The sequence below is a fragment of the Anaerobacillus alkaliphilus genome, from assembly GCF_004116265.1.
Lineage (GTDB): Bacteria > Bacillota > Bacilli > Bacillales > Anaerobacillaceae > Anaerobacillus > Anaerobacillus alkaliphilus.
This window is the reverse complement of sequence record NZ_QOUX01000047.1, coordinates 203353-220299: the sequence shown is the minus strand read 5'-3', so window position 1 is coordinate 220299 and position 16947 is coordinate 203353. Positions and strand designations below refer to the sequence as shown.

Genomic DNA, 16947 nt, shown 5'->3' with positions numbered 1-16947 from the left:
CCCCTCAATCCTCAGTCAACTTTCTAATTGTAGAATATACTTGTTGCGCACTCGTAACCTCTTCAAATTCAACGTGGTCTTCTTTTAAAGAATCAAAGAATTTCTTTTGAATATCGATAATTCGTTTATCCTCTAATCTCATATTTTCAGCCTTTGTTTCAACAAGTAAATATACACTAGTTTCATCTTCTTTTTCTATCATATAAATAAAGTCGGGAGTTGTGGAGCCTCCAGTATATTTCGGTACTTGAATTGCTCGTCTGGGTAGCTTACCAAAAACAGTTACCTTATCATTATAGCGATGTCTTAATAGTTCTCTTTCGGGTGTTACACTATCGTATCGCATGGGTGGGAGTTCATATAAGTAACGATTGTCTTCATGTGCATGTTGATCTATATTGACACCAATCACTTCTGCATTGATATCATCTATAAAATTGTCTGTTTCTGGATTAAATATAGATGTACGGGCTCGAAATTCCAATTTTTTATATTCGTAACTCTGTGCAAATACTTCATCAAACCGTTTTTTAAATTCTCTTATAATGTTTTGTAATGATACATCACTTAAATATCTAGCATCACCTTTCAATTCCGATTTTAAAACTTTGAATAAATTTGAGTGTATATCTTTAACAGAAATTCCTGTAGCTAAATTAATTGATTTAACAAACTTTCCATAAGCCATCCCTGGTAAATATACCCGTTCATATTCAGCCTCTTGCTCTTTTAAAATAACGCTCTTTTTGTCTTGACTGGCGTATAACGATTTTTTCATTTGTATAGGTATTTCTCGTTCAAACAAATCGGGATTTCCAATTATTTGCTCGGTCATAAAATGAACTGTTTCAGGGATGCGATCAAATTCTAACATATATCGGTTAGAAAATTGTCTCCATAATTCTTTCACTTTTTCCCAATTTTCTTTTCTTAATTTTATTCGAATTTTATCTGTAGGTTTTCTTTGTTCTACAACTTTCCCTTCGCGTAAACGATTCGTATTCAATTCAGGATAAAATTCGACCAACCATTCAAATCCATTTTTCTGAACACCCTTAATTTCAATTGCTTTTTTAAATTCGTTTTTGCGAGTGATGATTCCTAATTCATCTAAATCTTCTAGTAATTTCTCGTCTGTAAATTCCGGATCTAATTTTAGTCGTTCTTTAACTATTAATTGAATCATTTCCTCGGTTAGTTTTTCTTCATTTAACTGGACTTTAACGTCACTATTGATTTCACCAACCAGTTTTTGGGCAAAATCTTTTTCATCATATCCAATTAAGAATGAAAGTCTAGATGGCCATTCATCTTGTTGAATACGCTGTCCTGTTTCATCAACTGGCAATCTCAAACCCCGACCAACTTCTTGAATCTTGCTATTTTCACTCCCAGAAGTACGTAATTTTGCAATAACAAAAACGTTTGGATTATCCCAACCTTCACGTAATGTCCATTTTGAAAATAAGAAACGCCTTGTTTGCCAATTTCCATTTTCATCTTTGAAACTTAATAGTTTTTCTTTGTTTTTCAAAATATCATCTACCTGTGATTGAATGGCTTCATCACCAGAACCTCTGTCTTCACCAAAATACCCTGCATGAACGTTTTGTTTATCATTACCTAAACTTAAACTCTCCTGAGTAGCTCTTAAAAATTGTAAATATTCTTGTTCCCTAGGAAGACGTTTGAATTCATATTCAGCTACTAAGCGAGCAATTTTTTCTTTCAATAAACGTTCAAATGTATCTTTTAACCAACCATCTTTTTGACGATAGCTATTAATGTTATCAATGAAAAAAAGACTTAACGTTTTGATTCTTGGTGAATTGTTTTCTCTTTGATTATTTCTTAAAAAATTTGCTTGTTCAATTTCAAAATGCTTATCAATTGTATCTTTAACGATTAGTTCTTGATAAGAAGAACGATACGTTCCAGGAATCAAACTCATCCCTTTTTCAAGTTCCAATTCATTACTTAACATTTTCGAACCAGCATATTCAATGTCACCTTCGAAACCTGAGTCTACTTCTGCTAAATTATCACCGACACCTAATATCCAACTCTTACCATTTTGCTTAAGTACTATTTCTTTTGCACTTACGCTGTCTACTACGTAGCGATTTTGTGCTTGTTCTTCAGTTAAATTAGGATAGTAAATATCTATTCCTTTTACTAATCCATTATTAAAACTTTCGATTGAATTCAAATCATACTGTGGTTTTTGACGAAAATAATCTTTCTTTGTTATTTTATTTTTCCCTTTACCTATAGTTACCTCAGGAAAAGTTGCACCAAAACGTACAATCATCTGAGGTTTGATGGCTTCAATTGCTTTATAATTTGCCTTATCTCTTGGGAAACGGTGTGGCTCATCAATAATGACTATTGGACGAGTATTCTGTATTCCTTCAATTGGGTTTGTTACGCCACCAAATAATGTCTGATCATAATCTGAGTTCTTCATACTTGAAGAATTTAACATTCCGGCATTAATCAATAGAACTTGAATCGTATTAGAGTTTTGTCTACTGCCTTCAACAAAATCAAGTAATTGTGCTGGAAAGTTTTTACGACCAGATTTCGATTTAAAATCACCCGCATTAATCACGTTCAATTCAATCTTAGTATTTTCATAAAATTGAGCAAAGTGTTGTTTTGCATATGCACTTTGTATAAAACTTTTTGTTCCTTCTTTAATCGCAGGACTAGGAACTACAATTACAAATTTAAAAATTCCATACTGCAGATGCATTTCGTACATTAACCTTGTGTAGACATAGGTTTTACCCGTACCTGTCTCCATTTTTACATCGATATTTGATACTTCTTTATAGCTTTCACGAATAAATGGATTTGCATATTCATCATTTGCAACGGAATTATCAGATTTATTATCTATCCCTGTAAAACTGTCCATAATAGCTTTTAGACTATCTTCTTGATGAGGTAGCTCTTCTAATAATATCTTCATTTTGTATTCTCTACCCCCTAGTACCTTTTTACCAAATTGACTTTACTATTTAGTTGCTTCAAGCCAATCTCAAGTTCCCTTATACTTTCCAAATCAAAAGAATAACCATAGATAACAATAGTTTGAACAGTTAACTTATTAGTACCAATAATGTTTAAAAGTTCTCTAGTTTGTTCGGATCTCCAGTGTTCATTAATTAAATATAATCGACTACTACCAACGTAAAATGCTTGATAACCTTTTAAATCAACTTTTTCAACATCAATATCCAATTTATAACCATCTGATACAAGCCAAGTTGTTTTAATTGTATCTTGACCACTTGAATTCCCATCAACTTTCAATCCTTCTGATGAAAAAGGCTGAATCATATCATCAAATCCACTTTCTAGAAGTAACTTTAACCGACCACTACTATCTATGAATTGCCCTGTATCCATATCGAACGATTCTAAATCATCCAAAGTTGGTTGCTCAGGTGAGACCACCCGATAATGCTTAAACCCTCCATCAAAATTTTCTGGAAGTGTTGATCCCGATTCTTCTTGAATTTTTTCACTAGCTCTTTTTATACGTTCACGACTAATTTCATCGATAGACATATAACCAGCCTTAAAGGCTGATTCGCTCCCTTTTTTGGGGGTTTTTATTCCATCTGAATTTATATAATATGTTCTTTCAGGAAGCTGAACCATAATAAATTGACGCATCCCATTATCATCAGCGTTCAATTGCATAACAGCATCAGCTGTAGTTGCCGACCCAGCAAAGAAATCTAATATGATTGAGTCCTTTTTATTTGAAAGTACAAATTCTAATAATCTTTTTAAAACTCGATCCGATTTTGGATTATTAAAAACATCCTTACCGACTAATTGATTAACTCTATTTGTCGATGTTCTACCATCTTCATAAATTATGGTTCTTAGTAGATCTTTTACATTTTCTAGTCTCTTTTTGGGTTTTATTAACACAGTCTCATCTTTACCGAATACAATATCATCATTTTTAATCATTTCTCTTAATGTACTTTCAGGATATCTATATCCCTTTGGTGGTATTTTAACCGGCTTTTTTGTCACTGGATGAATTATTTCAAATTCATATCCACCAAATTTTGTGTTTGCAATATCCCCGTCATGAAATACCCCCTTAAGATCTACATTGTCATAATGCGTTACTCTAGGAAGTTCGTCTTTATTGACTTTTATCCATGTTCTTAATTCCTTTTGAATTGTATCTATATCGCTTCCATATTTAGATACTAAACTTTTATATTTATCTTGTATTTGTTCAGCACCTTGACTTTTTGCATACCAAGGTTCTAAAAGCCCTTTATTTTTTGCATAACAGAGCATATACTCATGTTCTGTAGCAATTTGTGTTGGATTGTTATCAGTTGCTGTTTGTAAAATAATTTGCCCTAAAAAATTTCCTTCCCCAAATAATTCATCACATAATATTTTTGTATTGGTCTGTTCATTATCATCAACACTTATAAAAACAACACCTTCTTCTGTTAATAATCTTTTAGATAACCAAAGTCTTGGATACATAAAAGTTAACCATGCGGAATGAGTAGCTTTACCTTGGATACTTTTCAAACGTTTAAGTTCTGTATCGTTCAATCCAAACATATTTTTTAATACTTGATCACTGTACTCAAATTTATCAGGGTAAACAAATCCATCAGAACCAGTATTGTACGGAGGATCTATGTAAATCATATCAATTAAATTGTTATAATTATTTTGCAAATGACGTAATACTTCTAAGTTATCACCCGTAAAAAATAAATTCTTACTTCTTTTATTTTTTTCTGCATTATTATGATCATTATCTGGAACTATTACTGTTGTTGAAGATTCTCCAACTTGTTTTTTTGCGTAATCCTTCCCAATAAATTCTAGTCGATTTCCACTCGACAGCGTATTTATGTTATTATCTTTTAAGGCGTGTTGGAATTTTTCCAGATCAAACTTACATTCTTCAATCAAATTTCCATCCTCATCATATTTATTAGCAGTAAAAAATTCCGGAAGCTTCTCTTTTAATTCCATTAATATTGCAGTATTGGGTTTCACTTCTTCATTGTATCTTAATTTGTCTTTTAACAAGTTTTACACTCCTTTTAGAAAAATAGTAGATATAGATAATAATCCACTTTAATTTTTACATATTCCTTCCCAATCCAACAGCGGAAATACAAAACCCGGTCCAGGATTGTCTTCGAAGCTCACCTCTAGAACTTCACTTGGGCCAACTTAGTATACGCCATCAAATGTTTTGGATTGAACCGTTTAAAAAGATCCAAATTCAGCTACTATACTTGTCATAGTTACCAAAGCAACCTCTCTTAAGCATTGGAATTCTTGAATTATTGGGGCATGCACACCTTCTTTTACTTGATCGTGTATCTGTTCTTCTAAACGATCTAATCCCACAAATTTTGTGTTATCCTTCGTAGCAATGTAGCTCTGATTTAATTTTTGTTTTTGCTTTAATTTAACCAAATTAACAAACTCTGTTACGACCGGGGCAGTTTTATTCATTATAACTTATTTGTTGACTTCTTTCTTTTCCCTCACAGCATTATTCAATTTCTACAACATTATAACCTATCCCTTTCCAACCTATTTAATGGATAGACTAATTTTTCTTAACTTAGACAAAGTTATTACTTCACTTGATTTCGTATTGTAAGAAACGTCATAATTTTTTGGGGTCAATTCATCAGGAAACAAAAATCAATATTTCGCTGAGAGAATTACCCAATCACTAAAGAAAGTTGTTGCATATTTTTGGCAAGCCTTTCCGAAGCTGCCAACATATACATCCCTAGCAATAGTTGGACCATTATTTGGGTGTTTACTCCATATCTTTTTTGATCCGCATGGGATTACACATAATCTCTTCAAAATGTCTCCCCCTATTTATTATGATTGCAATTCACTTGTTATCGTCTTAAATACAAAAGTCGGCTGTTTTTGCAAAGTATCAAACACTATAGTATTAGTTAATTGCCCCTTTATAATTTCAATCTCCATCGTATCATATCTAAACCTTACTTCTAAATCCTTGATCTTATATGAATGGACCCTATCGGCTTTATCAATTTTAGGATTATCTAAATCCACCTTAATTTGATCGGAAACTCTTCTTAACATTCTCCACACTACCAGCTCGTCGGCAGACTTCATAAATAGCTCTGGAAGTTCTTTAGCTTCTCTTAACTGATTCAATGTTGTTATCGCACTAGCTGCTACACCATAATTGACTGGTTTAATAAGTACACTGAGCTCTTCCCACACATCTGTACTAAATGCTATTGAATTATTTCTGGCTTCAACTGAATTTATTTTCGCATAGTATTTTATTCCGTTTTGTAGCCCAGTTTCTTTGCTAATATACAGCGCTAAGTAACTAGCTTCTTGCCACCCCTTCTTTAAGTGTTCGTTAGGTATTGTTAGAGTACGATTATGCATGGATTTTTGATATTGATCTTTTGAGGAGACGACAGCTACTAAGACTTTATCATCTAGTGATGAAATCCATTCTTCTTTTACACCTCTTGGTAATATTCCTTCTTCAAGTATTTCTTCAGGACTCTTGTCAATAAGGTGTTCCACAAGCCTTTCAACTAGATCAGTTGCATTTGGTAGGAACGGTAACCCGCCAATATTTACTTCGCCAATACTCTTATAGAAATCATGGCTTTGATAGGATGTCTCATCACCCCACGGAAACAAGACATAGGCACCAAAGGCGTTCCGTTCATATGGACCGTTTTGTTTTACAACGATGGAGTCTCTATACCTATGCATGGTATTAATGTCTTCCTCTAACGGACCAGCTGTTTGGTAGCGGCTACCATAATACGTATTCTCAGCAGCAAAATCAATTCGGTATTTGGCATCAAATATATAGTTAAAGGCATAGTCCTTCCCTTTTTTCGCAATTGTTAACATGACATCTGGCTTTTGTTGGACAGTTGGAAGATTTCCTTCTCTCTTTTGGTATGTTAGCTCTATTTTTTCGTTAGTAATTGGATGTTTAAATACTCGTCTAGCGGTTGTATTTGACTCTAAGTTCACGTATAAACCGTCCCTACTCACTTTAATGATGTCTTGGCTGACTTGTTCATATTTACGTGCTAGGATTTGACCGAGTTTCAGGTATGTCCAGTACTCATATAACGTAGCAACATCTTTTACTGACATTTGATAGAGCTTACCTTGCAATGAGAGGCCTTTTGAAACGGTCAAATAGATTTTAAACGCATCACGATAACCTGGAGCCATCTGTAATACTAAACTCATGACCGATCGATCTAGACTACCAATGTCTCTCCAAAATACATTCTTTCTTTTCATTTTTATCTCTTTGATCATTGTGTCAATTTTTGAAAACAGTTCTTGATCTAGTTCAACCTCTTGCCTACGATGATTTGTTGATAGCTTTTGGTGCAGTAGTTCTAACTTCTGTAACAACCTACCCATCATCCACTTAACATAGCGATTTTCGGTTGTGTCGTAAGTTAGCGTTTTTTTCATCTTTAAGCCTTCGGTAGGCATTAATGTTCGTTCCTGAATTCGGATACCATTTTCTACGTCGACAAAAACATGTGCTCTCTTCCTTAGGTAAGCTCGTCCTTTTGTATCTAGTCTTTGTAGTTGATCCCCACGCTTTTTTTCATGAACTTTCACTAGCTTATGATGAGGTTGTCGTTCAATTCGATGTATGGCATCTAAAAACGTTGCAAAATGAACACTAATAAGTCGGTAAAACTCCGCTAAAGACGGAGTTCCATCTAATTTCGTTTTTGCACCAAGATAGGTCTTCTTAATGAAATGGTAAGCCAGATTATAGATTTCGTCATTTACCTCTTCTAATAACTTCTGATAGTCTCGTTTGTAATCTAACTTTGAAGGAAATACCTCTAACGTTACTTCTAAAATAGTCTTATTTTCTTCACGGATCTCGAACGTCGAAAGGCCAATATCATTTTGAAAATGCAAGTTCCCAGCCAAGATCTTTTGATTATAGAGAGGGGTAACTGCTCTTCTAAGTGACGGATTTTCATGATGAAAAATAAGATCTTCGTCATGTTTGGGGAACACCATCACTTGATAAACACTATTTTCAAAGAAGATTGGACGATGATGAGTGTGGGGTACTAACTCTCTAGTACCCACATCAAAGACACGAACTTCTTTAAGTCCCTCACCATGTACATCTAATTGCATCAGATCATGAAAATCCATACTAAGGTAATGTTGTAAGCTTTCATATTTCGGGTGAAAAGGGCGCCCCTTAATTACAACTGAACAAATCTCAGTGTCAATTACGACTAGCTCGACTTCCTCATGAGCTGAGCCAGAAGGAAGTAAAGCCATCGTCATCTAACCTCCTAAGCATTTCAACTACTTTTTCAGCACTCTTCGGATACTTAGCACTCGCAAGATTATCTTGAGTGATCGTACTTATATTATCAATTCGTTTATTGGTAAAAATCTTATATAACTCTTTTAACACACGCTCTACTCTCGTATCACTACCCGCAATTCTCGGAAGAATTTTTTGCAGGATACAATGATCTAGTGCCTGCTCGTCCGTCATTAATTTCCCTTCCCGGCTATGAGCTAGATAAAAACAAATTTCATCACGGACACGGTAGCCTACATGAGCAAAAAGCAGCTGCAGTACATCATTTATTTCTACTAGAACTTCCGTTGATTTCTCAACCACCTCTTGGTTATGATTAAATACATCTTGTATATGTAAGAAAGTAGCCGTAAATACATCGTTGTGTAGAGTTACTGGATCTACGGGTTCGTTATTTATTAAGAACTGAAAATGTTCTAGCTTCACTCGATTAAATTCGATTGTATTCGCACGATCTAATACTTTTTTACTGAAGGGATGCGTTGTTTCATCCATGTTAACTGTACCAATAATGTATAGGTTTGAAGGCAGGTAAATGTCTCTGCCAGTTAGCTCCCTCGATAGCAAGGGCGACGAAACTAGCTGACCGTTCTCACGTTTCCTACTTTCCATTACGCTTAAAATATCGCTGAAGTAATGTTCAACACGAGCCAAGTTCATCTCATCTAGAAGAGCAAAGTAAGGGCGATTAGGATTACTAATAGCACTCTCAACAATCCTCGTTAAAGGGCCCTCTTTAAACACGCCACTAATATCGACGTACCCTAGTAGATCAGAGCCGTCACTCCAATCAGGTCTCACTGGTATAAGCGTGAACTGTCCATTCCGTTCGGTTGCTCCTACACTCTCGGCAAGCCACTGTACAATCTTTGTCTTACCAGTACCAGAGATACCAGAGATAATTACGAACGGCTTTGTTTTTAACGCAAGGAACAAATTCGTTACTTCCTCTTTTTCATAATAGAAACCTTTGCTGGTGATATAGGAATAAATATGATTTACAACATCCTGCATAGGCATTATTTCTTCTTGCTCCTCATGTACTTCAATCTGAGGAGCGTTGTCAGGGTAGTGACTCTTCAATTCTATATATTTCTCATAGTATCCAATCATGTCTTGTAAATCCTGAACAAGTTCTTTTTCATCTGGCATTGCCGGTATGTCGTATCTAATATATGCAGCAGTTGAAAAAGCATAATCTTTAGCTTTTTTAGATGGACCTAAGTATATCTGATCATCTTTATGTACTGATTCCTTCATTTCTATTTGGGTTCGAATTTCTTCTTTTATTTGAATAATTTCCTCTTTAGGGGTTTCAGTAATCCCTTGAGCAAATGTTAAATACAAACTATTCATATCTTCACTAAATAAATACACTAAATAGTAACCACGCTGCGTCGAGGTGGTTATTGATCTATGCATAATTGCAAGCCACGGAACAGCAGCCCAATTTCCCATACCAACTGACCCAGAAACAACATAGTCTTCATTTATAAAAGGTAAATTTCTTATCTCTGAAGTTAAGTCTTGCCGCATAACAGAGCCAAGAGGATGTTCACCAAAAGGTTCTGTCTTTGCTTTCAAATAGGTGTTCATGATATGTAAAAAGTATTGTTGTAATTTACTATTCACCGCTGTTATCTCCCTCGAATTCTCTATCGGTACCCAGTTTTCATCAACCAGATGAACGCTCTCTAGCCACTTGAGCAGATTGGTTGTCCGTTCTTTGGCGACGGATTCGACCATTAAATTATCCGCTTTTGAGTTCCGAACTATAAGCATCCCTAATTCAAGAAGTGCTTCTTTTTTATCTCTAGGTGCGAAGTCTTTTAATAGTTCAAGAACGAATAAGGCAATACGGAAGTAAGGAGTATGCTCAATGATATTTCTTAGTACTAGGACCTTTTCATGCTCTTCTGACATTGCATACATATGAAATGCCACATCATTTTTTTCGTGACGATCATCAAGAAAACCAAGTAACCTTAGATCTTGACGTCCCCTACTTTTATTACGATACAAGTTGTCATTATCTTTAAGTTGGCTACTAAGCTTTAAAGGATCATATTTTCCTTCTATTACTTCGTCTAGGAACTCAACTACCTTATGAAACTGTTCGTTGGGTAGGTCATCGGTTTTAAACTCTTTGAGCTGAATCGCAGCAGCTTGATCCTTGGTAACAACCTCTACAAACGGCAACTCAGCAAACAAAGCCATCAAGAAAGAAGTCCTACCCCTTGTCTTAACAAAGTCATTTGCATTTGCTGTTCTTTGACTAATAAACTCCTGCCAGGCAGTTGTTATAAAATCAAAGGATATTACATCCCATGGATTCGTTTTTTCTCCGTTTTGATGCTTTTGGCGAGATGACTCAGTTTCAACATATATTCCATTTTCATCTACTTTTGTAATCCAGTTTGGTTTATTTGAAGACAAAGTTTTAACAACACTTGTCCTTTTAGCAAGTTCAAATAAGATCTTCTCCAGCATTGGTTCCTCCTAGTTTTACACTACACTCTATTTATCTTTGTATACGAAAATTCTACATTATATAAGTTAATTCGAGTAATTTGTGAAAAACCCTTCAATTATTAGTGTGTTGAGGGAAATAATTCCAAAAGAAAAAAGAGCTCTAGGCTCTAGTCAGTTATACAATTCTATTTTCCATAGAATCTATAGTATTAATTTTGTCTTTAACCAACTCAATCATGTATTCATTAATATATAATTGATCCCTTCTCTTCCTATCTATAGAAAATGGCTCCCATAATGTAATGTAAAAGATCAAAACAAAAATAATGGTCGATAGTATAGCTGTTATAAACCCTGCTAATTTAGTTTCTTCGCTAACTTTTAAAATTTCAGATAGAATAACGGTGTTAAATCCGTAAGTTAATATAGCCGCTATTACTCCAACAAAGACGCCTCTAAGGCCAAAATACGAGATTTCCTTTTGGTAGGCAGTTAAATGAAATAATATTGATTGATATTTCAATCTTTCAGAAGTGAAATTTTTACCAAAGTATTCCTCTAAAATTTTCAACTCATCTCCTGCCCTACTCCTCAAATTTTTATATCTAACTTGATTGTACAAGATATTGTTACTAAGTTTTTCTCTTTTCATAAATAAGCTCCAATTTTAAAGATTATGTAAAGAAGAAGAGAACAAAACGGAGTTTGTTCCCTGGTCCTTAATATTATGTTAGGATACAAGTTATTACAATTTACTTTGAATTTTTGTCCAGTGTCTTCGAGTTTGATTTTTAATTATAACTTTAATAGGTAAATCGGCCATTTTTTCATGGGCGGTTTGCGCATATGATATGAAATTTCCATAGCCTTTATAATTGTAACCTAGATGAGTATACAATTTATACAACTTACTGCGGAATGTTTTTATACCTCTCACTTTAGTTGCTTCTTTAGATATTTTTGCTTTTCTATATGCACGACTGTAGTATTTAAATACGCTCTTCTCCCGAAGCTTAATAGTACTACCATCCATCAAAAATCCTAAATAATCTATCTTATCAGGCTGGTTATAGATATTTTTTATAATGCCGTTCTCGAATATACGTAACTCTGTTTTTTCCTCTTGTATGACTAAATCATTAAAATCTTTAATAATATCGTAAACTTCTGAAACCAATGTATTACCACATGTGGTTTTGTTTTTTTCTAAAGGAATTACAAGAATTAAGTCATCACAATATCTTCTGTACAAAGCATTATAGTCCTGTGCCCAATCTCTTAATCTAATATCGAACTCAATAAGATGAACATTAGAACAAACAGCACTCATTCCCGATCCTTGCGGAATACCGTAGCCTAATTTATGAATTCTAATATTATTTTTTTTGAATTGCCTAAATTCAGAGGCATCCATCACTTTTTTTAATGAACCTTTCTGTTTCAGCTTTATTAATTGATCCTTTCCATATTTATCAATAAGATAAGTATCTATCAACAATTTATCGATATAACTGAAATTAGTGATACTCTTAAACACCTTATAAAAATCAGTTGGTAGAGTACTTAGACCTAATACTTTTTTTATGTTTTCTTTAAGAACTTTGTGGTCTAGCGTATCAAAAAATTTAGTGAAGTCTAAGGATATAATCAAAGCCCGTTCGTTTTCTAGGACAAACTTAAATACTTCCTTCGCAGCATCAATGTTGTTTTTTCCTTGCTTATTATTTCTATAAGCAATAGCAATTTCATCTATACCATTTTCCGTGGCAAATCTATTATAAGACTCATTTAACATATCACCATAATACTTGTAAATATAACTATCTAAATGAGATGAATAATATATGAGTCTTTCTTTTGTCTTTTTATATTTTAATAAATTTTTGTTTTGGGAGGTTCTTAATACTTTTGATGTAACTCCTGGTTGAACAGTGTATTTACTTTGCTTTATTTTATAATGAATAAATGGTAAAAAGGCATGTTTTGCAACCCATTCTTGATCTTGGATTTTATTGCTAACATGCTCAATTTTTATTTTACTATCAAAATGAAGATACCCCTTTGCTCTATACCTTTTTGGGTCTAGTTGTGAAGAGCTGGGGAGACTATGTAATTTTAGCCTATTACTCTGTTTCAACAGAAAACCTCCCTAGCATACACGATCTCGACTAAATAATAATACTACTATTTGCATCACTATTACTTAGTAGGGCTAATACTTTCTCACTTAAATGTTACAATCAAATTAAACAAATAATTGCATATATGATTGTGGAAGGAGTTGAGATTATGCTTGCAGACATGACTATCGACCTGGTGGCGATGTTAGTTATTAAGCTAATCATATATATTGTCAAGCTTGACAATACGAAACCTTCTCCTCTTATCACTAATTAGATAAGACATTCAAATTTTACCAAATAGTTACAAAACATGCAAGTTTTATAGTATATTTAGTAGATTTTCATTATTTTTACTTTAAGTTTCTACAATCCATGTACCAGAATAAATAAGTGCAATATTAACAACGATAATTAAATTTCCAAATCTATTTAATTAAAAATAATTTTTTCGTTACTTAATTCAGTACAGTAACCATTAAAATAGGTGTTAATCTTATGTCTTTTATCAGACTTTGTATCTACAGTCGTGTTATTTAAATAAATGTTAATGAATTTCAACTCATTCATGGTCATTTGTAAAACTAATGTATTTAACAGACTCTCTTTATCTACCTCTTTTAGCTTGGATGAATCTAAAGTCTTAAGAATAGAATATATACAATTAACGTATATAATTATATTTCCCTTAAGAGACTCAAAATAAGTTGGGTTATATTCAATACTATAGACAACATTCTGCATAGCTTTGAGTCCCGTTTCACTACCATAATTTATATTGTCAATGATTGTTAACCTTAGCGAATTTAAATTAAAAAAAGTGTTCTCTATTCTTTGTAAATCCATAGTGTATTCTTGTTCTTTGAAGACTTCTCTTGTCTGTTTTAATTCTTCTCTTTGTAATTCAAGCTCTTTCCTCTGTAAACCTAGCTCTTCTTTTTGCATCTTATTGGCAGAGTATAACAACAAAAAAGCTGCTGTAGAGAGGAAAGGTGCTGCTGTTTGTGCATAGTCTGTACCTAATTTAGGATCCGTAACAAGTGGGATTAAAAACCCTAGTGCTATAAAAATAAAACCCAATACTTCAATTATACTTAAATTTCTCTTCATAAAAATCACCCTTTCTTTCCTTAGAGGGAGCATCCAACTCAACCCTTTAACAACAGTTCTCTCAACCTATCCTCTTCTCCACTACCCGTAGTTTTCATCCTAATAATTGGAATACCATACTTAGTTAGGATCGCATCTTTCATTTCGTCCCGTTTAAGTTGGACGGGATTATTTGCATGGTAGGCATGTCCATCTACTTCAACTACTAAGACTGGCATCTTATCTAGTTTATTAAAGATCACAAAGTCAGTGTGCGTTAAGATGTTCATGGCATATTTCCGTTCATCTACTGTAAGTTTTGTTGGATCTTTAATTAGCATCCGTAAAGGTTGGTGAAGTACATGACCTAAGGTGTGGAATTCTGGTAAACTCAATACATTTTCAATCACTGTATTCATTAGATTTTCTGATGCAAATGTAGATACCTTTTTATTATTCTTCAATACTTCCAAAAGCTTATTGGAGTAACTTCTGTAAAGCAGGTCAAATACAGAGTAAATCTTGCTTTCGATAACTTCGAAGTTATTGTATTGAATATACCTGACTAAGTCTCCAATATTAGTTCCTTTCCAGTTCTCGCTGCCAGCTGCAACAACGATAATTAACTTATCTACTGCTCTAGATACGGCAACATTAATTAAATTCGGATCATCAACGAAGTCGCTAACCTCTACCTCATTTGCTACAGTAGTAAGAATGATAATATCCCTTTCTCGCCCCTGGTACTTATGAACAGTGTCAGCATCAATATTTCTCGTTCCAATAACTTTTTGGATTTCTTCTGCTTGCATACGATATGGCGAGATAATTCCTAATGACTGTTTAGTAGGATCTGCTTTCGCCGGAATAATTTCCTCAAAGATCACATCAATTTGCCTCTGATTAAACGTTCCTCGTGCATGATTACCTTTAACGGTCTTATATAACAATAGTGGTTTATCGGTTTCTTGCCCGTCGGTTAAAACAATCAGCTCGTTATTATAAAACTTTTGATTGCAAAACCCAATGATTTTTGGATGACAACGGTAATGCTCTTTTAATAAAGTTTTTGGAAGAACTTTGTACAGAGTTTGTATTGACGATAATAAGCTATGATTAGCAAAGTGATATGCCTCGTTAAGGTTGAAAGATTCGAAAATTCTCGTTGTAAGTTTAGATAATTCAGTAGGCACTACGTTTGGAAGTTGTTTTAAATCACCAACAATAACAGCGTTTCTAGCACAAGATAACGCTAGAGCACCTGTAACAATATCAACCTGTGAAGCCTCATCTATCAATACATAATCAAAGAGATAATTTTTTGCTGCACAATTCCGTAAAGAGTGCGTGGTGCTTAAAATAACTGGGTATTCGTAAATGAAGGCGTCGAAGTTCTTCCACAGGTCATTCGAAGAAAATGCTCTTCTATTCGTTCCACTGTATTTATCAGCAAGTCTAGCCTTAAACAACTTCATAGAGTCACTGCTATATTTTTTCATCGCATCATCAAAGCTATAGCTCTCGAGTTTATCATCTAGTTCTTTTATATGTTTTTTAGTTCATAAATTTTCGTATCATAATAAACCTTTTGAATATAGGAAATGACAGCTTCTGGAGGTAGCTTATAAATCTTAAAGTCATATATTCGGTAAGCAATTAGGTTATATAGTTTTTGCTTAAGAGAAATCGAACCTTCCTCAAGTTGTTGTTTATATTCAACCAAAAGTTTTAGTAACTTTCTTGTCGGTAGCTTAGATAGAGACTGTATATCAAGTGGAGGGAAGTTAGACTCCTGATAATAAGATTTAAAGTACTGATACTCAGTCTGCAAAGTAGAAAGTTCCTCTTTTAATACCGCTTGCTTATTCTTGTATCGAAGCATTTCGTTCAACTTCCGCTGTTCCTCTTTTAAATTCGCCTTCATAGATTGATATTCTTCTTTAGGCAAGGTCCAGCCAGTCATTTCTGGATATGTAGTTTTTTGCGAAGCGAAAAATAGCTCTCTATTTTGCTTACTCCCTAAATAGGCAGCTATAAAATCCACTCCGTGTTTCTCAAGCTTTTCTAGGACATTTGCAGTTGCAGAGTTATTATTTGAAACAACTGCAACCGTCTTTCCATTGATAATTGCATTGGCAATAATGTTTAAGATTGTTTGTGTCTTCCCGGTTCCAGGCGGTCCCTCAATAACGCTCACCTGCTCTGTCATTGCTCTTTCAGTTGCTGACTTTTGGCTTAAATTAAAACCAAATGGAAATAAAACTTGAGGGATGTTTTTTTCGGACCGAAAGGGTTTGCCTTCTATGTAACTAGCTAATACACTATTAGGGCTTATGGTCAATAAATCCTGATACAACTTACTTAATAAACTTGTCTGGCCATCCACCTTCACACTTACATGCTCTGCAAGCTTTTTCAGATACTCAAATGTATTTTTTGCATTAGGATTGGTAAGGGCAGTTTGTTCAATGATGATTGAAGAACTAGGGTACACCTTCTGATAACCTGTTTTAAACAATAACCTTATGTAAGGACCAAAATTTAATATACTCGTAATTCCTGAGATTGGTTGATTGTTCTCATAAACAATCGTAGTTTTCTCATCTAGGATTTTAGGATCCTTGTACCATTCAACACTTGTGTAGTTATAGCTATAGGTTCTGTTAGTGTTGCAATACTTAACGGACCATTTGCCATTCTCATATTTACAGTACTCGATATTTTCCGTTTTATCCTCTTTTTTTACTAGTATGAGATGATATAATTTATTCACTGTAGGGGCACCTCTAACTTAAATATCCAACTCTAGAAACTTATTACATTACTAATATAGTACTATAATTCGAC

11 protein-coding genes are annotated in these 16947 nt (G+C 33.9%); all 11 read right to left on the bottom strand.

What is annotated here, in order from left to right; all coding sequences use genetic code 11:
* Nucleotides 1-4: 4 nt before the first annotated feature.
* A complete protein-coding gene (locus tag DS745_RS21410; RefSeq protein WP_129080287.1) occupies nucleotides 5-2974 on the bottom strand; it encodes a type III restriction-modification system endonuclease in 2970 nt (989 codons plus the stop codon).
* A 17-nt stretch (nucleotides 2975-2991) separates the two neighbouring features.
* Entirely contained in the window at nucleotides 2992-5091 is a 2100-nt protein-coding gene (locus tag DS745_RS21405) for a site-specific DNA-methyltransferase (protein ID WP_129080286.1), read from the bottom strand.
* A gap of 183 nt (nucleotides 5092-5274) precedes the next feature.
* Nucleotides 5275-5526: a hypothetical protein gene (locus DS745_RS21400; protein ID WP_129080285.1), complete on the bottom strand. Its 252-nt coding sequence runs from the start codon at nucleotides 5524-5526 to the stop codon at nucleotides 5275-5277.
* A gap of 195 nt (nucleotides 5527-5721) precedes the next feature.
* The gene (locus DS745_RS25265; protein ID WP_241657896.1) at nucleotides 5722-5892 is read right to left on the bottom strand and encodes a hypothetical protein; all 171 of its coding nucleotides are present in this window, start codon (nucleotides 5890-5892) and stop codon (nucleotides 5722-5724) included.
* 18 nt (nucleotides 5893-5910) lie between these two features.
* On the bottom strand, nucleotides 5911-8376 hold the full coding sequence (locus tag DS745_RS21390) for a DUF2357 domain-containing protein (protein ID WP_338324559.1): 2466 nt from the start codon (nucleotides 8374-8376) through the stop codon (nucleotides 5911-5913).
* Nucleotides 8339-10909 carry an MrcB family domain-containing protein gene (locus DS745_RS21385; protein ID WP_129080284.1) on the bottom strand — a complete coding sequence of 857 codons (2571 nt, stop codon included), beginning with the start codon at nucleotides 10907-10909 and terminating at the stop codon, nucleotides 8339-8341. Before DS745_RS21385 ends, DS745_RS21390 begins: the two co-directional genes overlap by 38 nt.
* A 157-nt stretch (nucleotides 10910-11066) precedes the next feature.
* Nucleotides 11067-11543 carry a hypothetical protein gene (locus DS745_RS21380; RefSeq protein ID WP_129080283.1) on the bottom strand — a complete coding sequence of 159 codons (477 nt, stop codon included), beginning with the start codon at nucleotides 11541-11543 and terminating at the stop codon, nucleotides 11067-11069.
* A 93-nt stretch (nucleotides 11544-11636) separates the two neighbouring features.
* Entirely contained in the window at nucleotides 11637-13028 is a 1392-nt protein-coding gene (locus tag DS745_RS21375) for a reverse transcriptase domain-containing protein (RefSeq protein WP_129080282.1), read from the bottom strand.
* Nucleotides 13029-13443: 415 nt separating this feature from the next.
* Nucleotides 13444-14121 (bottom strand): phage holin family protein, encoded by a 678-nt coding sequence (locus DS745_RS21370; protein WP_129080281.1) that lies wholly within the window; start codon nucleotides 14119-14121, stop codon nucleotides 13444-13446.
* Nucleotides 14122-14159: 38 nt separating this feature from the next.
* A complete protein-coding gene (locus DS745_RS25045) occupies nucleotides 14160-15575 on the bottom strand; it encodes an AAA domain-containing protein (RefSeq protein ID WP_206662952.1) in 1416 nt (471 codons plus the stop codon).
* A 68-nt stretch (nucleotides 15576-15643) separates the two neighbouring features.
* Nucleotides 15644-16873 (bottom strand): AAA domain-containing protein, encoded by a 1230-nt coding sequence (locus DS745_RS25040; RefSeq protein WP_206662951.1) that lies wholly within the window; start codon nucleotides 16871-16873, stop codon nucleotides 15644-15646.
* Nucleotides 16874-16947 lie beyond the last annotated feature (74 nt).